The organism is Shewanella amazonensis SB2B (genome assembly GCF_000015245.1).
Lineage (GTDB): Bacteria > Pseudomonadota > Gammaproteobacteria > Enterobacterales > Shewanellaceae > Shewanella > Shewanella amazonensis.
The window spans coordinates 2,835,710-2,856,233 of the sequence record NC_008700.1 but is presented as its reverse complement, the minus strand read 5'-3'; the positions used below and the strand labels follow the sequence as shown (position 1 = coordinate 2,856,233).

General features: G+C 53.3%; 18 protein-coding genes. 10 read left to right on the top strand and 8 right to left on the bottom strand.

Translation table 11 applies throughout. From position 1 onward, the window contains the following. Window positions 1-35 precede the first annotated feature (35 nt). The 5 genes from SAMA_RS12430 to SAMA_RS12410 form a co-directional block, all read right to left on the bottom strand. Window positions 36-860: a M90 family metallopeptidase gene (locus SAMA_RS12430; protein ID WP_011760489.1), complete on the bottom strand. Its 825-nt coding sequence runs from the start codon at window positions 858-860 to the stop codon at window positions 36-38. 48 nt (window positions 861-908) lie between these two features. Beyond that, window positions 909-2,654 carry a GGDEF domain-containing protein gene (locus tag SAMA_RS12425; protein ID WP_011760488.1) on the bottom strand — a complete coding sequence of 582 codons (1,746 nt, stop codon included), beginning with the start codon at window positions 2,652-2,654 and terminating at the stop codon, window positions 909-911. Window positions 2,655-2,659: 5 nt separating this feature from the next. Continuing rightward, window positions 2,660-4,099, bottom strand: coding sequence for an extracellular solute-binding protein (locus tag SAMA_RS12420; protein ID WP_011760487.1), 1,440 nt, complete (start codon window positions 4,097-4,099; stop codon window positions 2,660-2,662). Between the two features lie 184 nt (window positions 4,100-4,283). Then, window positions 4,284-4,655, bottom strand: a complete 372-nt coding sequence (locus SAMA_RS12415) for a CopG family transcriptional regulator (RefSeq protein WP_011760486.1) — start codon at window positions 4,653-4,655, stop codon at window positions 4,284-4,286. Continuing rightward, entirely contained in the window at window positions 4,615-5,358 is a 744-nt protein-coding gene (locus SAMA_RS12410) for an AAA family ATPase (RefSeq protein WP_011760485.1), read from the bottom strand. The genes SAMA_RS12415 and SAMA_RS12410 overlap by 41 nt, the downstream gene beginning before the upstream one ends. Before the next feature lie 435 nt (window positions 5,359-5,793). Between SAMA_RS12410 and SAMA_RS12405 the strand changes: the two genes are divergently transcribed. Then, window positions 5,794-6,009, top strand: a complete 216-nt coding sequence (locus SAMA_RS12405) for a DUF3820 family protein (protein WP_041409845.1) — start codon at window positions 5,794-5,796, stop codon at window positions 6,007-6,009. A 91-nt stretch (window positions 6,010-6,100) separates the two neighbouring features. Continuing rightward, entirely contained in the window at window positions 6,101-7,063 is a 963-nt protein-coding gene (locus SAMA_RS19175; RefSeq protein WP_011760483.1) for a GNAT family N-acetyltransferase, read from the top strand. Window positions 7,064-7,072: 9 nt separating this feature from the next. Here the strand turns inward: SAMA_RS19175 and SAMA_RS12395 are convergent, their stop codons facing one another. Both SAMA_RS12395 and SAMA_RS12390 read right to left on the bottom strand, forming a co-directional pair. Then, window positions 7,073-8,794: a bifunctional metallophosphatase/5'-nucleotidase gene (locus SAMA_RS12395; RefSeq protein ID WP_011760482.1), complete on the bottom strand. Its 1,722-nt coding sequence runs from the start codon at window positions 8,792-8,794 to the stop codon at window positions 7,073-7,075. Between the two features lie 42 nt (window positions 8,795-8,836). Then, window positions 8,837-9,907: a CNNM domain-containing protein gene (locus tag SAMA_RS12390; protein ID WP_011760481.1), complete on the bottom strand. Its 1,071-nt coding sequence runs from the start codon at window positions 9,905-9,907 to the stop codon at window positions 8,837-8,839. 147 nt (window positions 9,908-10,054) lie between these two features. Between SAMA_RS12390 and SAMA_RS12385 the strand changes: the two genes are divergently transcribed. The 8 genes from SAMA_RS12385 (at window position 10,055) to der (ending at window position 18,981) form a co-directional block, all read left to right on the top strand. Then, on the top strand, window positions 10,055-11,176 hold the full coding sequence (locus tag SAMA_RS12385) for a bifunctional tRNA (adenosine(37)-C2)-methyltransferase TrmG/ribosomal RNA large subunit methyltransferase RlmN (protein ID WP_011760480.1): 1,122 nt from the start codon (window positions 10,055-10,057) through the stop codon (window positions 11,174-11,176). A 32-nt stretch (window positions 11,177-11,208) separates the two neighbouring features. Next, window positions 11,209-11,997 carry a type IV pilus biogenesis/stability protein PilW gene (gene pilW / locus SAMA_RS12380; protein WP_011760479.1) on the top strand — a complete coding sequence of 263 codons (789 nt, stop codon included), beginning with the start codon at window positions 11,209-11,211 and terminating at the stop codon, window positions 11,995-11,997. After that, window positions 11,994-13,016, top strand: a complete 1,023-nt coding sequence (locus tag SAMA_RS12375; RefSeq protein WP_011760478.1) for a RodZ domain-containing protein — start codon at window positions 11,994-11,996, stop codon at window positions 13,014-13,016. Before pilW ends, SAMA_RS12375 begins: the two co-directional genes overlap by 4 nt. A 27-nt stretch (window positions 13,017-13,043) precedes the next feature. Then, window positions 13,044-14,162, top strand: coding sequence for a flavodoxin-dependent (E)-4-hydroxy-3-methylbut-2-enyl-diphosphate synthase (gene ispG, locus SAMA_RS12370; RefSeq protein ID WP_011760477.1), 1,119 nt, complete (start codon window positions 13,044-13,046; stop codon window positions 14,160-14,162). Between the two features lie 141 nt (window positions 14,163-14,303). Then, the gene (gene hisS / locus SAMA_RS12365) at window positions 14,304-15,578 is read left to right on the top strand and encodes a histidine--tRNA ligase (protein ID WP_011760476.1); all 1,275 of its coding nucleotides are present in this window, start codon (window positions 14,304-14,306) and stop codon (window positions 15,576-15,578) included. Between the two features lie 36 nt (window positions 15,579-15,614). Beyond that, entirely contained in the window at window positions 15,615-16,235 is a 621-nt protein-coding gene (locus tag SAMA_RS12360) for a tetratricopeptide repeat protein (RefSeq protein WP_011760475.1), read from the top strand. Window positions 16,236-16,246: 11 nt separating this feature from the next. Next, the gene (gene bamB, locus SAMA_RS12355) at window positions 16,247-17,434 is read left to right on the top strand and encodes an outer membrane protein assembly factor BamB (RefSeq protein ID WP_011760474.1); all 1,188 of its coding nucleotides are present in this window, start codon (window positions 16,247-16,249) and stop codon (window positions 17,432-17,434) included. Between the two features lie 80 nt (window positions 17,435-17,514). Beyond that, the gene (gene der, locus SAMA_RS12350; protein WP_011760473.1) at window positions 17,515-18,981 is read left to right on the top strand and encodes a ribosome biogenesis GTPase Der; all 1,467 of its coding nucleotides are present in this window, start codon (window positions 17,515-17,517) and stop codon (window positions 18,979-18,981) included. Between the two features lie 116 nt (window positions 18,982-19,097). Here der and xseA read toward each other — a convergent pair whose 3' ends face one another. After that, complete coding sequence (gene xseA, locus SAMA_RS12345) at window positions 19,098-20,441, bottom strand: exodeoxyribonuclease VII large subunit (protein WP_011760472.1); 1,344 nt, start codon at window positions 20,439-20,441, stop codon at window positions 19,098-19,100. Window positions 20,442-20,524: the final 83 nt, after the last annotated feature.

The following is a 20,524-nucleotide window of genomic DNA, read 5'->3' as shown; positions in this document are numbered from 1 at the left end:
ATTCATCTCGTTTTTATGGTGTTTTTGCCACCATATCATCGCCACTGGGCAGGATCCAACCGGTAAAAACGCGTAAATTCTGCATAGAGCTCTGGGTGGTGGGCTGCAAAGGGACCGGGACGGGTGAAAAAAGTTTCGCTGACGACGGCAAAGAACTCGGCAGGTGCGGTGGCGCCGTAATAATCGAACAGGCTTGGCAGACCCGCGTCTGCCTTCCGGCACAGGAGGTCGTATTCCCGCTGCATGATGCTCGACCAGCTTTGGTAACGTTCACTGCTGGGCAGCGGCGGCGCGCCGTCGGCATGACCATCTTCCTGATCCAGTTGGTGTGCAAACTCGTGGATGATGACGTTAAACCCATCGAAGGGGTGCTGGCAGTCTTCAATGATGTCGTGCCATGAAAGCAACACCTGCCCCTGGCTCCAGGACTCACCGGAAAGCAACGCATGGCGCTCCCACACCACGCCGGCGGCGTCCCGCTCGCTGCGATTGACATAGAAGGCGTTGGGATACACCAGAATTTGCCTGAGGCCCGGATAGAAATCGCTGTCACGGTTAAGCAGTAGCAGGCATGCCTGAGCGGCAATGGTCACCCTGACTTCGTCGGTAATTTGAAACCCATTGCAGCCAATAAATTGCTTCTCACCGAGAAAAATCAGGATTTTTCGCCTTAGCTCCTGTTGCAGGTGATCCGGCAGTAAAGGGTAGTGGGCTACCTGTTTCTTGAGTATGGCGCGCCAGCTGGCTGGAAATACGCCTTGGGCAAGGGTCTGGTGTCGTTTGTGGCGACGGGAAGGGCCCGAGGCTATCCAATAAATACCGAGTATCCCCAGAAAACTGACGATGATGAGTGCCGCCATGTGACTCCCAGTTGACTTCCTTTTTATCTCAATGGGGTTTAGCAACAATTAAATCAAGGGATCGCCCGGTTTGGGCTCGTAGCTTGTACTGACAACCATGAATTCACAACAGTTTTTGCCACGGCGTTTTGCCCGGTACAGTGCGGTATCGCCGGTTGCAATCAGCTCCTGTGCCGTGGCCCGTTGATCCTGTGGCAGGTGTGCGATGCCCAAACTCAGAGTCGCTATACCTTGAGGGGTCTGGCGATGGGGAATTGCCAGGGTGACAATACTCTCACGAATGTCTTCGGCAATCTGTCGTAAAGCACGCCAGTCGTAGCCTTGCACTAATAAGACGAATTCCTCGCCGCCATAGCGGGCAAAGGTCTCATTGCCATTGGGCAACAGCTGTTTTATCCGGTTCACCACATCCTTGAGACATTGATCCCCGGCCAGATGGCCATAGGTGTCATTGAATTGTTTAAAATAATCCAGATCAAACATGATAAGCCCGAGGTGGATGTGTTCCTTTTGGTGACGGGCAAGCGCGGCGTCGAGCTTCAGGTCAAAGTAGCGGCGGTTGTGAATGCCGGTCAGACCGTCGATTTCTGAGATGGCTTTCACTTGAGCGGCGTAGCTCTTGAGCGTTTCGAGGGAGCTGACCATTTGCTGAAGCTCCAAATTGTCGGCCTTGGGCAGGACGGTATCGAGCTTCTCATTGACTATGTCATTCATGGCATTGCGCGTGGCAATGACGGGGTTGATGATCCCCTTGGCAATAAAGTGCCAGTTGGTGAGCCAAATCAGACCGCAATAGACGATACCTGCCACGACAATCAATACCAAAAATGCCATGGCATCCCGTTTGAGGTCCAGGCTGGCATTGCGGATGTTTTCATCCCTTTGACGGAACTCTTCCTGGAAGAAGTCGGCACTCTGGCGGGCCATGTTGGCATGCTCGTCAAAATGCGTACCTGCCACCGCACGGCGTTTTTGCTGGTTTCGACTGAGCTCAAACAGATTGTCACTGCCGACCATTTGATGTTTCAGCTGTGCCAGCCAATTGTCCGCCGACTCCCTGTCATTGAGCTGACTTACCAAGGGCTCCATTTCCCGTAAAAGCCTCAGACTTTGGCGCTGCAGGGAATTGATTTCCACTGGTGGTAAATGCTCTGTAGTTCGCAGCAAGGTGGCAAACAGGCGCTCACCCAGATGCAAAAACTCTGAATTGATGTGATGGTCTGAAAGCAGCGAATTAAGGGCCGGAATATTACCCTGCGTCATGGCATCCCGGGCACGTTCATCCAGGTTTCCGAGGTTGTCTCTGTACTCCCTGACAAATCCAGCCTGCATGTCATTGAGATTCTGAATAAGGTTGGCTACCTGTAATCGGGATAGCAGCGCCTGGCTACTGAACTCATCGAGTCGAGCCAGTGTGCTCAGCATCTGCTGTTGCATTATCGCCTGCTCGCCAAGTGCCGATGTTTGGTCGTCACTGTGGTGAAAGCTGCCAAGCTTTTGAGTGCCATTCAATAATTGCTGCCACTGGGCCGAAAGCTCTCTTAACAGGTCGCTTCGCTCCGTATCATCGACGACATTTTTAAGCTTGGCGACGGTCGTTTGTAATTGCTCGGCAAGCCTCACCTGGGACATGGCCAAACGAACCTCGGCCAGGTCGTTGGCCACCATGGCATCCACCTGTAATTTGAGCGACTGTGAAAGAGAAACGGCAATAATCCCTATCCCGACAGTCATTAAAGAAATCAGGTAAAACAGGATAGTGAGTTTGCGCTTCAGGCTTTGTAACGGTCGCATTCGGACTATTTTTCCATTGCCGCGGTTTCTCCCTGGCTATTTTGCAGTCTCAGGATAGTTTGATTGAGCTCGGTGAAGTATTGACCGGCATGACTGGGTTGGCGGCTCACGGCAAAGCAGGTTTTTGCAAGCTCCGGGTAAATTTGCCCCATGACTGAACTGGTAAAGTGTCCCATGGTGCGGATATCACCGGCCCAAGCCAGATTCGCTTGGTGGCTTGCCATAAATGCGCCGCCGATGGCTTTCAGGCCAGGAGCCTGAAAATCTGTGTGGGTTGCCACATCAATACGACAGGGATTACCACCGCCCATGGCGTAATCATATTGTGCCTGAAACGAACCCATGTACTTCAGTAGCCAGTACGCGGCTTCGGGGTTACGGCTGTCGTAACTTACTGCAAAGGCATAGGCACCAACATAGGGTTTACCTCCCGCTACCTGAGCCACATCGAGACGTGCCCCTTCCACTTTTTTCTCAACGACGGCGGATTTAAGCCATAAGTTGTTATAAGCAAAGGGCCACATGGCCACCCGGCCATTGGCGAGGGCGTCGGCGGCTTCGTTAAAGGCAAAGGCGTCGTCGGCCGGAATGGCAAAGGGCTTAATGGACTGATAGTAATTGGCGACCTGCAGCTTTTTATCCAGATTACGACTGACTTCGAAGTGATTCAGTCGCCCGTTGTCTTCATAAACCGGGGTAAACCAACGGTCACCCATGCTCCACAAAATCGCTGAAAATTCATCGTTGATGTGGGGCTTGTTACCGGACATCAGCGCAACACCATAGAAAGGCTGTTTCAGCAATTTACCGGCGAGCACGTCGCCTGGTTTTCGGGTAAAAAACTCTGCAATATCCTTAAGCTGCACGAGTGTGTCTGGCGCCTTGAGGGGATAGCCGTAGCGTTCAAGGAAATGTTTTTGTTCGTCAGCATTTTCAAAAAGATCGCGCCGAAAATGATTGCCCATCACGTAATTGTTGTAGGGGATGGCGTGAACTTCTCCCCGATAAGACAGAATGCTCAGCAGCGAAGGATAATAGGGCTCGAGATAGCGCGACATGGCTTTGGTGCCGCCTGGGTCATATAGACCTGCCAGCTCTTCCAGAGGCACAGTGTAACCATTGGCCGCCCACTCTTTGGCCCAGCCAGCTTCCATTGACAGTAAATCGAATTCCCCTTTGGCCATCCTGAGTGAGGCCTGTTGCAAATTGAACATGTCGTCCAGTTGTGTACTGACCACTTTCACTTCAATGCCGGTTTGCCTGGTGAATGCCGGTAGCATTTTTGTCTGTAGGTAGTCGGTCCAGAAGCCGGTTTCGGCCACCAGAGTGATGGGGGTTTTATTGTCAAGAGGTGGGATTTCACTTAAAGAGAATTCTGCCCATAAAGAGGTAGAGGTCAGGAAAAGCAATAATCCCACGCTACTGAGTCTGGGTAAAAGCGCCATTTTTTCTATTAATTGCAGTAGCTTCTGTTGTGGATTTGGCTGTGGAGAGTGTTTGGAGGGATTATGTACGTAACTCAGGTCAAATGCCAGATGGCTTGTTAAGCAAATGAAAAAATCTGGCAGCTCAATGTTAAAAACCTTGTATGCTGCCAGCAAAAGGGGCGGGAGGTTGATGCTGAATCTTTCAATCTACTGCGAGGGCGCGCTCTATGTGCTGACGTTCCTCTGTTGTTAATTGGTAGTGGTGTTCGATTAAAAAGCGCACCAGCTTTGACTTGGCAACATCACAGTCACTGGCCATTTCGGCCAGATGGGCGATGGCGGGCTCGCTTAGGGTAAAGGTCGCTTTTCTGAAGTTGGGCCTGCGTTTCTTCGCCTGGGGTTTTACAGCGCCTTGACGCAGTCGGTGGTTATCCAGTGATATCACCGCACCGCGCTGCTGTGGCAGCCCCATGGCATACAGGTTGGCCCCTTCGATAAAGTCTTCAATGGAAGCGGCCAACGCCAGCCGGTTATTAGACGGCGTAGAGTTTTTCTTGAGATCTGCCAGTCCCATATTGACCTCTCATTTTACTGATTTGAGTCTGCTGCAACTGATTACGCACTTCCTGAGCATTGGCAGCGCCCAGCATTTCACAGGCGATGGCGCGAATTTCATCGGCGGCTTTGCCTTCGTGATCAATTTCTATCACAGACAGACCCGACTCTTCACTGTCGTCATAGATATTGCGTGAGTAAGTAATGGCGTCGAGCACATTGATGTCGTATGTGCGGCATACTTCCTTGGCTTCCAGGATCCGGTTGGACTGATTTGGCAGCGTCGGGCACTGGGTTATCACAAACGATGCCTTCATCTTGGGGTTTATCATCATACAGGTGGCAACCACGTCGTCCATGTGGCTCACGGTCTTGAGATCGCGGCGTTTGGGACGAAGGGGCATCAGGATGTGGGAGGCAACAGACATGGTGGCACGCAGCGCCAGGTTATCCTGACCACCACAATCCACGATGACGTAATCGTAGTGCTGTTCGAGGCTCAGCAAGTCGTTACGAATTTTGCCATACAGCTGCACGCAATTGATTGCAGGAAGCTTGGGATTATTGTTGCGGGCCTGGATCCAATCTGACGTGGTACGCTGGGGATCACAGTCAACCATGATCACTGACCCACCGCATTCCTTGGTAAGAAACACGGCTATGTTTTGTGCCAGACAGCTCTTGCCGCTGCCACCTTTTTCACCGCCGACCAGAATAATCATCTTTTTACCCCTGTATTTGCTTTTGGGCCTGTGATTTACAGTGAGGTCCCTGCTAACGCACAACCTACGGTAAGCTCAATCTAGTGCCTGGGGTGTATATGGTCAATTACCTGATTTTTGACGCTTTTTTATTTTTGGCGCCGCGTCATGACTTTGGCATTTTTACGTCATGAGTCAAAAATATGTCACGCACCGAATTGGTTGGTAACATATGGATAATGTTGTTAACAAACAAGCTGTTAACTGTAGTTTTTCAGCAGGGTTAACTCATGCATTTGATTGATATCAGTATGATTAGCTTACGTCTTTCAACTAGTTATTAATAATGGTTATTAAAATTAAAAATAATATTCCCAAATGTTCTTATTGTTGCAGGGTGAAACTGGAGGAGCTGAAGTACTCTTTGACCCCAACAGAGGTAGTAATGGAAAGTTAATGGACACCAAGTCTTTGAAAGTGGCTATAAATCGCAAAATGCCCTTTGGCAAATATGCCGGACGGCGGCTGCTGGAGTTGCCAGAACCCTATCTGGTGTGGTTTAAGTCCAACGGGTTTCCAGAAGGGCGTTTGGGGGAAGAATTGGCCCTTATTTATGAAGTCAAACTCAACGGGCTTGAGGGCATGCTGCGGCCACTGCTTGATGATGTGTGAAAGATGCTCTTTCGTATCGACATCCTTATCCGGGCTGTGCCAAAAACCATAATTAACATAGAACATCCACTCTTTGACCTCAGAAACCCAGATGCAGATAGTTCCCCTCCATTCAAGCCATTACCCACACATCGCTTCAGTATTTCATCAGGCGGTACGGGCCGCTGCCGGTAAAGGTTACACCCAGGCGCAATGCGAAGCCTGGAGCCGCGGTGTCAGGGATAGACGCTACTGGCGTTCAAGACTTGGCCGCAGTTTGGTGTTGGTGGCCCTGAATGTTGATGAGGTAGTGGGGTTTATTGACTGCGAGCTTGAACATCCTGACAAGGGGTACATAGGTCATCTTTATGTTGCACCGACACATCAGGGCAGAGGTATAGGCGGTAAACTTCTGGATGCACTTATCCGTCAGGCGCCCGCACTTGGCATTGGCTCGCTCACCACAGATGCCTCCTTACACTCTGAGCCACTTTTTGCCGCCAAAGGCTTTAGTAATGTGGGCCGTTATTTTCAGCAAAAGTCGGGCCAGGTGCTGCCCGGATTTGCCATGACACTGCCTCTGCCATTTTACATAGACCGGATGCAGGGCTCGGATCTGGCTTCTATTGCCAGGTTGTTTCACGAGGCGGTACAGGGAGCATCTGAGTATTACAGTGAGGCGGAGCGGCACGCCTGGTCAGCTGCGCTTCGGGATGAAGCAACCTGGCAGGGGAAGTTGGCGCCTTCAAAGGTATGGGTTGCCCGGAAGGATTCCGGGATTATGGGTTTTATCAATTTGCTGCCAAAAAGTATTGGCGAAGCGGAAATTGACTGTTTATTTACTTCCCCTGTATTGACGCGCTGCGGCGTGGCAACCAGCCTCTATTGGGTGCTTGAGCAGCAGGCCCGGCGTGACGGCGTGCGGCGGTTAAGCGTCGAAGCATCTTATTTTGCCAGGCCATTTTTTCAAAGCAGGGGATTCACTGAGCTTAGCCGGAATGAACACCCAAGACACGGGCAAATCCTGGTGAATTTCAGTATGGAAAAGTGGCTCAGCCGCCCGGAAGGCGGATGAGCCCTGCCGTCAGCCAAGATGACTGACGTAGGATAACTGCGGCGCCAACTCATCGGCAATTTCGCCGTGGCGTTGGATAAAGCGGATAAAGGCGCCGGGCAGTGTTAGGCCATCGATAGACTCCTGCCAATGGCAGCAAGCCAGGGCATCATAACCTTCCTTACCCGATGCGGTGTACGCCGATGAAACCCCCACATACACCTGCTGGCGCTTTACTGGTACCCAAATGTTATTTTGCGCGACCGTTAATGACAGCACCCTCTCCCCCATGGGGCGACGGCCATCATAGTGATACTTAAGACCAAAGGTATAAGGAAAGCTCCCCGCACCTGTGCCAACAACACTGTTATTGGTTGCACTGTTGATGGCAGATTCAAGCGCCTCAAACAGATACTGACCTTCGATGGCATATTTCACCAGCGGCAGTTCAAATGGCAACAAGCGGCCAAGCACATCGGCAAGGGTAATTTGGCCACGGCTGAGAGACTGCCTGACACCGCCAGCGTTATGCAGCGCAAATTGGACTGCACCATCCAGAATGCGGGACTCTTCGTACATGGCACGGCTAACCCAGGGGGCGACTTCGCTGCCATGGGGCAAGGCCTTACTGGGCAAACGGGTGTGCACCAGTTCTCGGGGAACCATGGCAAGTACCTGATGATCCAGGGCACGGATAGCGGGTCGGAACTCAGTATCTATCACCTGCTGGACGTCGGGATGCTGCGCTGGCCAGAGAATATTTGGATGGGCCTTCAGCCTGGCGATGATGGCATTGCGTGTCATCTCATCGCCGCCATCGATAACCAGATGTTCATCCAGCATCAGATAATTGCCGCCATTAAGGGCGGTGACTAGTCCCTTTTCGTTAAAGCCGATGTCTGCAAGCCCGAGTGTTTCGGCATACTTGCCCGCATGCAATATGGCAGTGCCATTGACGCATTCGCCCCAGGGGACGGCCGGTAATCCCAACTCGGCAAAATCTCCCATCAGGGTATGGCTGTGGCCACCAACGATAAGGCTTATGCCATCCACGGAAGCGGCCAGTTTGCGGTCACCATCGAGACCAAGATGGCTGAGCACCAGAATATGATCTATGCCTTCAGCCTTGAGGGCCTTCACCGTGCGTTTACAGGTTTCCAGCGTATTGGCGAAATGGGTATCCGGGTCGGGCCTGGCAATCACACTCATCTGATCCAGCGTGATGCCGACAATGGCGAGCTCTCTGTCACCGAGGGGATGTTTTATGACTCTGGCACAGCCGGTACTTGGATCGAGGTAATAGAGATTGGGCAACCGGGCCAGCGGAAATGCTTTGGTGGGATCTTCGCCGCTCAAGTCCATGTTGCCGGCCAGCATAGGAAAATCAATGGCCTCGACAAAGCGGTGGAGCGGGGCATTGCCACTGTCGATTTCATGGTTGCCCAGTACCATGGCATCGGGCCTGAGCATGTTCAGTAGTTTGGCGTTGGCGCGGCCCTTAAACTCGTTGAAATAGAGGGTCCCTTGAAAGGTATCGCCACCATGGAGAAATAAAAAGGCCTGGTTATCGCGCTTGGCCTTATCGCGGGCTTGCTCCAGTATGGTTGCGATGCGGCCATATCCGCCGCTGTGGCAAGCTACGCGAATCTGTGAGCCGTGATGGTCAACCGACAGGCTCAGGGCGACGGGATCGAAATTACTGTGGCAATCGTTGATGTGTGCCAGTTGCAGGTAATAAGCTGAAGTCTGCACAAAACGCCTTATTAACAATGCCCGGCAAGAGCCGGGCAGAAATCAGAATGAGTGAAGGTCTCCGTCCTGGTCATCTGACAGTCGAATGCCTTTCTCCTTGATGCGTCTCTTCCATAATTGCCTTGCAAGACGCTGCATATCGATGGCCGGGTCGTTCAGGTCAACAATCTCCAGTCCGAGCATGGACTCGATAATGTCTTCCTGGGTTACCAGGCCCTGCGCCGAGCCATATTCATCCACCACCACAGCAATCTGGGTATTGCGCTTAATCATCAGCTCAAGCAATGGCAGAATTTTGGCCGTTTCGGGCACCGCCAGCAGATTGCGCTTGAGGCTGGCCATGGTGTTTTGGGGATTATCACGTACCCCGAGCAAAATATCTGTACGGTTTACAAAACCCTGAATGTCATCGTTATCTTCGCCAAATACCGGCAGACGACTGAAGGGCTTGGCCATATGCTTGCCGGCAAAGTCTTCCAATGTCATGGACATGGGCACGGAGAACATCACGGTTCTGGGTGTCATGATGCTGGTGACCGGCATTTCTTTTACCGACAGAATTTGCGTCAGAATGCGGGATTCCTGGGCATCCAATTCACCGGACTCGTGTCCCATGCGCGCCATGGCACTCATTTCCTGGCGAATGTATTGGCCTTCTTCGCCCTTACCCAAGAGTTTGGTGACCTGCTGCGACATCCAGATAAGCGGCTTGGTGGCGCGTTCCATCCACAGCAGTGCGAGGCTGACTGACGGTGCCAGGGTGCGCCAGTAGTTGGCACCCAGGGTTTTGGGGATGATCTCGGAGAAGAACAGAATAATAAAGGTAAGCACTGCCGAAAATACTCCGAGCATGTGGTCACCAAATACATGGGCGGCCTGAGCACCAGCCACGGCCGCACCTACGGTATGGGAAATGGTATTTAGCGTCAGGATGGCAACCAGCGGTGCTTCAACATTGTCTTTTTGAGCGCGCAGGCGGCTGGCTGCGGCAGGATTATTTTCGTCCAGTGAGGCGATATAACTGGGAGTCACAGACAGAAGCACGGCTTCGAACACGCTGCACAGAAAGGAAACGCCCACGGCAACGAGTATGATAATAATGAGGGTAACCATAAAAGGCTAAAATAGCTCCATAGCATAGGCCAAAATCGACCGGCGGCCATGGTAGCATAGACTTGGTTTGGCTGCTGGCGAATTTCGTGATGGATCGGTATAATTCGCGGCCCCCGTGGTGGGAATAACTGGTTTGAGGTTTGTCTGATGAGTGAAAAGAAGATCAATTTGCTGGACCTGGATTTGCCGGGACTGAAAGCGCTGCTGACTGAAATGGGCGAAAAACCCTTTCGTGCCCAGCAGATAATGCAATGGATCTATCATTTCGGTGTCAGTGACTTCGAACAGATGACCAACATTAATAAGGCCATGCGTGCCAAGCTTGCCGCACGTTGTGAAATTGTTGCGCCTGAAATCACCAGTTACCAAAAATCTTCTGATGGCACTATTAAGTTTGCCATTAACGTAGGGCAGGGGCAGGAAGTTGAGACGGTGTACATTCCCGAGGATGACCGCGCCACCCTGTGTGTATCATCTCAGGTGGGTTGTGCCCTTGAGTGTACCTTTTGCTCCACCGCACAGCAGGGGTTTAACCGTAACCTGACCGTATCTGAAATTGTTGGCCAGATTTGGCGGGTATCGCACTTTTTGGGCTTCCAGAAAGAAACCGGCGAGCGCCCCATTTCCAACGTGGTGATGATGGGTATGGGTGAGCCTTTGCTTAACCTCGCCAATGTGGTCCCTGCCATGAATATTATGCTGGACGACTACGGTTTTGGTTTGTCCAAGCGCCGTGTGACTTTGTCTACCTCCGGTGTGGTGCCTGCGCTGGATAAACTTGGCGACGTAATTGATGTGGCGTTGGCTGTCAGTATCCATGCACCCAATGACGAGCTTAGGGATGTGCTGGTGCCCATCAATAAAAAGTATCCGCTGCAGGAGTTTTTGGCTGCCATCCGTCGTTACCTCGAGAAGTCCAACGCCAATCGTGGTCGCGTGACTCTCGAGTACGTGATGCTGGACCATATCAATGACAGCACCGACCAGGCCCATGAATTGGCCAAGTTGATGAAGGATACTCCCTGTAAAATCAACCTGATCCCCTTCAACCCCTATCCAGGTTCCCCTTACGGGCGCTCGTCCAACTCCCGTATTGACCGTTTTGCCAAGGTGTTGATGGAATACGACTTGACCGTAATAGTGCGTAAAACCCGCGGTGATGATATCGATGCGGCCTGTGGTCAGCTCGCCGGGGATATCCGTGATCGCACCAAGCGTCTGGCAAAAAAACGCATGCAAGAAAGCCAGATTTCAGTCACAATGAATTAACCCATTGTTTGCACAGATTAATAGGTCTGAACATGAAGCAAGGATTGCCTTCTTTAACCCTGATCGCCATCCTGTCCGGACTGGTGACGGGCTGCGTTACCGAACAAACCTACTCAGGTACAGATATTCCTGTGTCCGAGCGCACCTTCGATAAGGTGGCGGCGGCAAAAGAGCGTACCCAGTTGGGGCTGACCTATTTACAACGTGGCAATACAGAACAAGCCAAATTCAACCTCGATAAAGCCATGGCCTACGCACCGCACCTTGAAGAAGTGCATGTGGCCATGGCCTATTTCTATCAGACAGTAGGAGACGTTCCCCGCACTGAAGAGGCCTACCGCAATGCTGTGCGTTCCAATGACGCCAGCGGTGACTCTATGAATAACTTTGGGGTGTTTCTGTGCCAGCAAAAGCGCTACGGCGAAGCCGAAGAAATGTTTTTAAAGGCCATTAACCAACCCAAGTACACTCGCACTGCATCCAGCTATGAAAATCTGGGCCTTTGCAGCCGCGATGCGGGACAGATAGAAAAAGCGCGACACTACTTTGATATGGCGCTAAAGTATGACCCTCGGCGAGCCACCTCACTGCTGGAAATGACCGAAATTGCCATGGATAGCAAGGATTTCCAGGGAGCCAAAAGAATGCTGGAGCGTTTGCATTCGGTTATCCCTGAGTCGGCTTCCAGTCTCGCCCTGGGTGTAGAAATCGAACGCCAACTGAATAATCGAGATGCCAGCAGCCGATATGGCATTATGCTGTTGGCGAAATTTCCCGCTTCACCAGAAGCCAAAGAATATCGGGCCAGTTTGAATCAATGAATGAAGAATTAACGCCTTCTTCCGAAGAGCAGGAAGCGCCAGCGACAGAATCGTTGGGGCAAATCCTCAAGGCCGCCCGCGAAGCCAAGGGGATGTCGGTCGCCGATGTGGCGACTGCGTTGCATTTGCGGCCCTCCGTTGTAAAAGATCTCGAAGCCGACGACTTCAGCAATATCTCATCAGCCACTTATATCCGCGGATACATCAAAAACTTTGCCCGCATTGTTGAAGCCGATAAGCAGAAGGTGGAGGCCTGTCTGGCAAGCCAGGTACCCGGTGTCAGCCAACCGGCCATGCAAAGCTTTTCCAGAAAAACCGTGCGTCAGGCCAGAGATAAGCGCTACCTGATGCTCACCTATCTGGTGATCCTCATCCTGGTTGCCTTATTGGTATTCTGGTGGCTACAAACCAGTAAGTTTTTTAATACCGCTGCCGTCGATTTCTCCAAGCCCACAGCCGAAGAAGTAGCGGCCGCCGGACAAACCTCTATTCAGGATGACCTGATGCAGCGACTGGGCAATGAGACCCACACGCAAGCAGGTACCTCCCCGCAGCCAGACACTGAGGCGGCTTATGAGCAGTCTGTAAATAGTGATGATATGCCGGTTGCCGCGCAAGAGGTCACAGTGGGCAGCGCTGAAGAGCCTTCGGCGCAGCAGGACAACAATTCTGCCGTCGACACCACCGCCTCTGATATGAGAGAAATTGACACCAGAGCAAGCAACGCAGAAGCTACACCAGAGGTTACTGCCAGTATTCCGGCCACACCAGGACAGTCTGCTCTGGTCATGTCCTTCAGTGCCGACTGCTGGGTTCAGGTAAAGGATGCCACAGGTAAGGTACTTGTCAGTGATCTGCGTAAGGCCGGTCAGACCATCAACCTCAGTGGCAAGGCGCCTTTCAGCTTTATTCTCGGCGCCCCCCAGGCTGTTAAGCTCAGTATCAATGGTGAGGCCGCGAGTCTCGACGAGTTCCCCAAGGGCCGGGTGGCCAGATTCAGTCTGCCCAAAAACGGTTAAGCGCAACAGCGTGAGAAGTATTTGACCATGTTCAACGAAAATCCCATCAAGCGTCGCCCCTCTACCCGCATTTACGTCGGTAATGTGCCTATTGGTGACGGCGCGCCTATTGCTGTCCAGTCCATGACCAACACCCGCACCACAGATGTGGCTGCAACAGTGGCGCAAATTCGGGCACTGGAAAATGTTGGCGCCGACATAGTACGTGTCTCAGTGCCTACCATGGATGCAGCCGAAGCCTTCAGGCAGATTAAGCAGCAGGTAAAAGTGCCTCTGGTGGCCGATATCCACTTTGACTACCGTATCGCCCTTAAAGTGGCTGAGTACGGTGTGGATTGTCTGCGTATCAACCCGGGTAATATTGGTAACGAAGAGCGCATTCGTGCCGTGGTTGACTGTGCCCGTGACAAAAACATTCCCATCCGTATCGGAGTGAATGGCGGCAGTCTCGAAAAAGATCTGATGGACAAGTACAAGGAGCCAACGCCTGAGGCGCTGCTCGAGTCCGCTATGCGCCATGTGGACATTCTTGACCGCCTCAACTTTGACCAGTTCAAGGTGAGCGTGAAGGCGTCAGACGTTTTCCTGGCGGTGGAGTCTTACCGACTGCTGGCCAAACAAATCAAACAGCCGCTGCATCTTGGCATCACTGAGGCCGGTGGCGCCCGCGCCGGTGCGGTGAAATCCGCTGTTGGTCTGGGTATGTTGCTCGCCGAGGGCATTGGCGACACCCTGCGTATTTCCCTGGCGGCCGATCCGGTTGAAGAAGTGAAAGTGGGTTTTGATATCCTCAAATCACTGCGTATCCGCTCCCGCGGTATCAATTTTATCGCCTGTCCTTCCTGCTCGCGTCAGGAATTTGATGTTATCTCTACCGTTAACGAGCTTGAGAGACGTCTCGAGGACGTGACCACGGCAATGGACGTGTCCATCATCGGCTGTGTGGTTAATGGCCCCGGTGAAGCTTTGGTGTCTCATTTGGGGCTGGCGGGTGGCCACAAGAAGAGTGGTTACTATGACGATGGTATCCGCCAGAAGGAACGTTTTGATAACGATAACCTGGTGGATGCACTGGAAGCCAAAATTCGCGCCAAGGCCAGCCTGATGGCAAACCGGATACCCGTGCAAGAGGGTGATGCCGACTAGGAGGCGCTGGTTTTACCTTTGGCCCCCAACCCCCTATAATGCTAACCGCTTTGCCCGGCTCGAACGGGAAGGGCATCTCGGTTGGCATTAGGTCAACATATTGAATTTCTGAAATATTAGCTATCCAACGAGTCGATTACAGTGGCAAAACAGATCCAAGCGATTCGCGGAATGAACGACATTCTGCCAAACCAGTCTCCCGTGTGGCAAAAGCTCGAAGCAGTGCTGCGCGATGCCGTTGCCGCCTTCGGTTACAGCGAAATCCGCACCCCCATCGTGGAAAGTACCGATCTCTTTAAGCGCTCCATCGGCGAAGTCACTGACATCGTTGAGAAAGAAATGTATACCTTCGAGGACAGAAACGGCGACAGCCTGACCCTGCGCCCCGAAGGCACGGCTTCAACCGTGCGTGCCGGTAACGAGCACGGTTTGCTCTACAACCAGGAGCAACGTCTGTGGTACACAGGCCCCATGTTCCGTCACGAGCGTCCTCAGAAGGGACGCTATCGCCAGTTCCACCAGTTTGGTGTTGAGGTGTATGGCATTGCCAGTGCCGATATCGATGCCGAAGTACTGATGCTGTCCAATATGCTGTGGCAAAAGCTGGGGCTGACCGAGCATGTGGTACTGGAAATCAACACCCTGGGTGACAGTGACGAGCGTGCAGCCTATCGCGACGCTTTGATAGCCTTCCTGGAAGTACACAAAGACAAGCTCGACGAAGACAGTCAGCGTCGTATGTACAGCAATCCGCTGCGGGTATTGGATACCAAAAATCCCGAAATCCAGGCCATTCTCGCTGATGCGCCGGCTTTGATGGACTACCTCGGTGAGGAGTCAAAGTCACATTTTTCTACCCTGCGTGAACTCTTGGACGCTGTTGGCATCCAATACCGGGTTAATCCCCGTTTGGTTCGCGGGCTGGATTATTACAACCGGACTGTGTTTGAATGGGTCACCGATAGCCTGGGTGCCCAGGGTACAGTGCTCGCCGGTGGTCGTTACGATGGTCTTGTGGGCCAGTTGGGCGGTAAAGATACCCCTGCCGTGGGCTTTGCCATGGGGCTTGAGCGCATTGTGCTCTTGCTGGAAACCCTGGAGCTTGCCAAGGATGTACCGGCCGCAGTGGATGTGTATGTTACTGCCATGGGCGACAGCTGTGTACCGGCGGCCTTTGCCATTGCCAACGAGCTTCGCGTGGCGCTGCCCGGGGTGCGCATCATGACCCACTGCGGTGGTGGTAACTTCAAGAAACAAATCAAACGCGCCGACAAGAGCGGCGCAGCCCTGGCCCTTATCATTGGTGATAATGAGCTGGCCGAGGGTAAGGTGGCCATCAAGCCGCTTCGCAATGACAACGAACAACAGCTGGTGGCTCGTGAGGCGCTGGCAGAAACAATTAAAGCATTGATTTAATTCCCACATCGGAATTGATTACAAGGGGAAGTGCGCGTGGAAATCTATAGCACAGAAGAACAACAGGTAGAGGCCATCAAGAGCTTCTGGAAAGAATACGGTACCTCCATCCTGGTGGGTGCAGTGGTTGGTTTGGGTGGCCTGTATGGCTGGAACACCTATTCCGATATGAAAGTTGCCAAGGCAGAAGCCGCCTCAGTGGCTTACCAGCAGCTCAGTGCCAACACAAGCGACGAAGCTGCCATACTGAAGGCCGCTGACGGTTTCAAGGCCGAGCACGACCAGCAAGGCTACAGCCTGCTGGTTGAGATGATGGTGGCCAAGAGTGCCGTCGAAGCCAAAGACTACGCCAAGGCAGAAGAGTCTTTGAAAAAGGTGATTGCCGCCAAAGACGCGGGTAGCCTGGGTAGCGTTGCTACTTTGCGTCTGGCCCGTATCCAGGCCGAGCAAGGTCAGGGCGCTGTGGCGCTTACCACACTGGACTCTATCACCGACAGCGCTTTCGACGCTCAGCGCGACGAAATCAAGGGCGATATCCTGACCAGTCAGGGTGAAACCGACAAAGCCAAGGCTGCCTATCAGGCTGCGCTGGACAAGGGCGGCATCTCTGCCAGCCCACTTCTTAAAATGAAGCTGGATAACCTGAATCAGGCATAAGGAAGTCGCCGATGAAGTCTTGGTGCAAGAATTTGCTGGCTGCTGGCCTGAGTTTGGCCGTGCTGTCAGCCTGCTCCTCCAATGACGTGGAAGAAGACCCCGTCAGCGAACTCAAGGAGCTTAACGCGACCGTTTTCCCGGAAATCAACTGGAGCGCCAGTGTGGGTAGCGGTGTAGGCGATTATTACTCACGTCTGCGACCTGCAGTGGAATACGGCAAGATATTTGCCGCCGACCGTGACGGTTTGGTCGTTGCGTTCGATGAAACCAGTGGTGAAAAGCTGTGGGAAGTCGATTTCAGTGATTTGTTCAAAGACAGATTGCTGGGCAAAAACAAAGGCGCCCGTCTTGCTTCTGGCATGACAGCGGCTCGCGGCAAGGTGTTTGTGGGTGGTGAGAGTGGTCTGTTGGCTGCTCTGGATGCCGAAACCGGCGCCGTGGTATGGAGCGTTCAGGCATCGGGCGAATTGCTGTCTGCACCGACCGTGGGTGAAAACACCGTGGTGGTAAACGCCAGCTCAGGTTCATTGGATGCCTTTGACGTAGATACCGGCGAAAAACGTTGGAGCTACGAAAACGCACTGCCCAACCTGACCCTGCGTGGTACCGGTGCCGCAGCCTTTATGGCCGGTGGTTTCTTTGTGGGTACCGCCGATGGCAAGGTTGCCGTGGTGGTGAAAGATAATGGTCAACCTGCGTGGGAGCAGCCCATTTACACCCCCAAGGGTGGTAATGAGTTCAGCCGTATGGCCGACGTTGACATGACGCCACTGCCTGTGGGTGACAACCTGTACGCTGTGAGCTACAACGGTAATCTGGTCTCCATGGAAATGCGCTCCGGTCGTGTTCTCTGGACCCGTAAGTATTCCAGCTTCAACGAGCTGGCCGCCAGCGGTGTGCAGTTGTATCTGGTTGCAGACAGTAGCCGTATTTATGCACTTGACCGTCGCAACGGTCTGGAGCTGTGGAGCAATTCCGAGCTGGCCAACCGTGAACTGACTTCACCCGTGGTGTTTGATAACTACCTGGTAGTGGGTGATTTCGAAGGTTATCTGCACTTTATCGACCGTAACGATGGCAGCATCGTCGGCCGCATCGAAGTCGACAGCGACGGCCTTTACAGCCAGCCGCTGGTCGTCGATGGTAAGATATACGTGCAGGGCCGCAGCGGCAAAGTGGCCCGCATCGCACTTCCTTAAGTCAAGGTTTAACCTTGCCAAGCCCCTGGAAGTGTGTTCCGGGGGCTTTTTATTGAAAAGATTGTTATAGAGGCAAAAGCATGATCCCTGTAGTGGCCCTGGTGGGTCGCCCCAACGTGGGCAAATCGACCCTGTTTAACCGACTCACGAGAACCCGGGATGCCTTGGTGGCGGATTATCCGGGGCTGACCCGTGACCGCAAATACGGCCGGGCTCATCTGTCTGGCTATGAATTTATCGTGGTGGATACCGGCGGTATCGACGGCACCGAAGAAGGCATCGAGACCAAGATGGCCGAGCAGTCATTGGCGGCCATCGAAGAAGCCGATGTGGTGCTGTTTATGACCGACGCCCGCGCCGGTCTGACTGCCGCTGACCTGGCCATTGCCCAGCACCTGCGCAGCCGCGATAAAATCACTTTCGTAGTGGCCAACAAGGTGGATGGCATCGATGCCGACTCTGCCTGTGGCGAATTTTGGCAGCTGGGTCTGGGCGAGGTGTACCAGATGGCCGCCGCACAGGGCCGTGGTGTAACTGGCTTGGTGGAATATGCTCTGGCGCCTTTTGCCGAAGCCATGGGACTGGTCCGTGACGACGACGGCGAAGTGGTGACAGATGAGCGCAACTACACCGAAGAAGAAGCCGAAGCCGAACAGCAACGTCTGGCGGAGCAGCCCATTAAGTTGGCCATTATCGGTAAGCCCAATGTGGGCAAGTCCACCCTGACCAACCGTATTTTGGGTGAAGAGCGGGTTGTGGTATACGACCAGCCCGGCACGACCCGTGACTCGGTATACATCCCCATGGAGCGTGACGGCCGTAACTATGTGCTTATCGATACTGCCGGTGTGCGTCGTCGTGCCCGCGTGCATGAAGTGATTGAAAAGTTCTCTGTTATCAAGACACTCAAGGCCGTGGAAGACTCCAACGTCGTGCTGCTGGTTATCGATGCCCATGAAGGCATTGCCGAGCAGGATCTGGGACTCCTGGGCTTTGTGCTCAACTCAGGCCGCGCTCTGGTACTTGCAGTCAACAAGTGGGATGGTTTGGATCAAGACGTCAAAGACAGGGTGAAAACCGAGCTCGACCGTCGTCTGGGCTTTATCGACTTTGCCCGTATCCACTTTATTTCTGCGCTCCATGGTACAGGCGTTGGTCACTTGTTTGAGTCTATCGAAGAGGCCTACGACAGTGCGACCCGCCGTGTGAGCACTTCCATGCTGACCCGTATCATGCAGATGGCGCAGGACGATCACCAACCGCCGATGGTGAATGGTCGCCGCGTGAAGCTCAAATACGCCCACGTGGGAGGCTACAATCCGCCTATCGTGGTAGTACACGGCAACCAGGTAAGCCGACTGCCGGATTCTTACAAGCGTTACATGATGAACTACTATCGTCGCGCGCTTAAGGTTGTGGGTACCCCAATCCAGCTGCGCTTCCATGAGGGTGATAACCCGTTCGAAGGCCGTAAGGAAAAACTGACTCTGAGCCAGGAGCGTCGCCGTAAGCGGATGATGAGCCATATCAAGAGCAAGAAAGCCTGATGTTGCCTGTTGGCAACCAGTCGGACTGAAGCGTCAATAAAAAAGCCGGGCATATGCCTGGCTTTTTTATGCTCTTCGCGGGCATGAAAATCTTTACTCCCCGGCTTTGGATTGTGTTACTCCGGCTTGATCTCAATGACGCGGGCCAAAAGTGAACCCTGTTCCAGTTGAGTCTCTATGGTATCGCCGGTTTTCATGCTGCTCGCCTGAGTCAGTACCCTGCCACCAGCGTCTCGGGTGATGGAGTAGCCGCGGCTTAAGGTCGCCAGTGGAGACACGCTGGCGAGTGAGTGGCTGAGCCCCCCAAGGTGTGTTTGCGCATCTTCCAGCCTGTCTTCCATGGCGCCCTTGAGTCTTTCATCGAGGTAAGTGAGCCGCTGCTGTTCCATCATCAAGCGCTGGGCCGGTGAGTGGCGTTCGAGCCTTGCCTTTAACCGCTCTGTGGTAAGCGTGTGGGACGATAGGCGTCTCTGAATACTGGATGTCAGCCGCAGTTCCAACTCATCGAGGCGCTGGGACTGCTGCTGTAACTGGCGTTTAGGATCTTGCCGGTCGAGCCGGGATTGCAGTGAAATCAGACCGGAATGACGTTTAAGGGCGTAATGGCGCCAGCCCTGGGTCAGTCTGGCAAGGGCACCGGCGAGTTTTTGCTGCTTGTGGCTTTGGTCTCCCGACAGCAGCTCGGCGCCCGCAGAAGGCGTCGGTGCTCTGACATCGGCGACAAAGTCGGCAATGCTGGTATCTACCTCATGGCCCACCGCGCTCACTATGGTCAGGGTGCTGTTGTAGATGGCGTGAGCAAGGGCTTCGCTGTTGAAGCACCAGAGGTCTTCGAGGCTCCCGCCTCCCCGGGTGAGCAGGAGCACATCCACTTCAAGCCTCTGGTTGGCAAGCTCGATGGCACGAATGATGTCTTTGTCGGCGCCGGTGCCCTGAACTGCCGTGGGGTAAATTACTACCTCCACGCTTGGGTCACGTCTTTTCAGCACATGGAGCACATCGCGGATGGCCGCGCCTGTTGGGGAGGTGATAACCCCAATGCGCTGAATTGACTCGGGCAGCGGCCGCTTGGTGTCCTGGGCAAACAAACCTTCGGCGGCAAGTTTCATCTTCAGGGCTTCAAACTGGGCCGCCAGCAAGCCATCCCCAGCGGGGAACATGGCTTCAATCAGCAGCTGATAGTCGCCTCTGGGTTCATACACGCTGATACTGCCACGCACCAACACCTGCTGGCCGTTGATGGGCTTGAATGCCACTGTGGTGTTACGCCCCTTGAACATGGCACAGCGCAGCTGCGAATGGCTGTCTTTGAGGGTGAGGTACCAGTGGCCGGATGAAGGAGAAGAGAAATTGGAGATCTCGCCGGTCAGCCAAATCCGCCCCAACTGTCCCTCCAGAAGTTGCCGTACTTCGCCGTTGAGGCGGGACACGGTATAAACATCATTTTTAGGGACTTGCATTGAAAATTCCGGGCAAATGGTAATTTTTCACAATTTTGCATTTACCGACCCTCACTTGCAAGGTATAATGCCGCCGCAATATT

Bases quoted from the DNA above. Each gene is read 5' to 3' on its own strand.
- pilW (WP_011760479.1), top strand. From the start codon at position 11,209: ATGAAGCAAGGATTGCCTTCTTTAACCCTGATCGCCATCCTGTCCGGA.
- SAMA_RS12430 (WP_011760489.1), bottom strand. From the start codon at position 860: ATGGCGGCACTCATCATCGTCAGTTTTCTGGGGATACTCGGTATTTAT.
- bamB (WP_011760474.1), top strand. From the start codon at position 16,247: ATGAAGTCTTGGTGCAAGAATTTGCTGGCTGCTGGCCTGAGTTTGGCC.
- xseA (WP_011760472.1), bottom strand. From the start codon at position 20,441: ATGCAAGTCCCTAAAAATGATGTTTATACCGTGTCCCGCCTCAACGGC.
- SAMA_RS12425 (WP_011760488.1), bottom strand. From the start codon at position 2,654: ATGCGACCGTTACAAAGCCTGAAGCGCAAACTCACTATCCTGTTTTAC.
- SAMA_RS12415 (WP_011760486.1), bottom strand. From the start codon at position 4,655: ATGGGACTGGCAGATCTCAAGAAAAACTCTACGCCGTCTAATAACCGG.
- ispG (WP_011760477.1), top strand. From the start codon at position 13,044: ATGTTCAACGAAAATCCCATCAAGCGTCGCCCCTCTACCCGCATTTAC.
- SAMA_RS12410 (WP_011760485.1), bottom strand. From the start codon at position 5,358: ATGATTATTCTGGTCGGCGGTGAAAAAGGTGGCAGCGGCAAGAGCTGT.
- SAMA_RS12385 (WP_011760480.1), top strand. From the start codon at position 10,055: ATGAGTGAAAAGAAGATCAATTTGCTGGACCTGGATTTGCCGGGACTG.
- SAMA_RS19175 (WP_011760483.1), top strand. From the start codon at position 6,101: ATGCAGATAGTTCCCCTCCATTCAAGCCATTACCCACACATCGCTTCA.
- SAMA_RS12375 (WP_011760478.1), top strand. From the start codon at position 11,994: ATGAATGAAGAATTAACGCCTTCTTCCGAAGAGCAGGAAGCGCCAGCG.
- SAMA_RS12405 (WP_041409845.1), top strand. From the start codon at position 5,794: ATGGACACCAAGTCTTTGAAAGTGGCTATAAATCGCAAAATGCCCTTT.
- SAMA_RS12390 (WP_011760481.1), bottom strand. From the start codon at position 9,907: ATGGTTACCCTCATTATTATCATACTCGTTGCCGTGGGCGTTTCCTTT.
- SAMA_RS12420 (WP_011760487.1), bottom strand. From the start codon at position 4,099: ATGGCGCTTTTACCCAGACTCAGTAGCGTGGGATTATTGCTTTTCCTG.
- der (WP_011760473.1), top strand. From the start codon at position 17,515: ATGATCCCTGTAGTGGCCCTGGTGGGTCGCCCCAACGTGGGCAAATCG.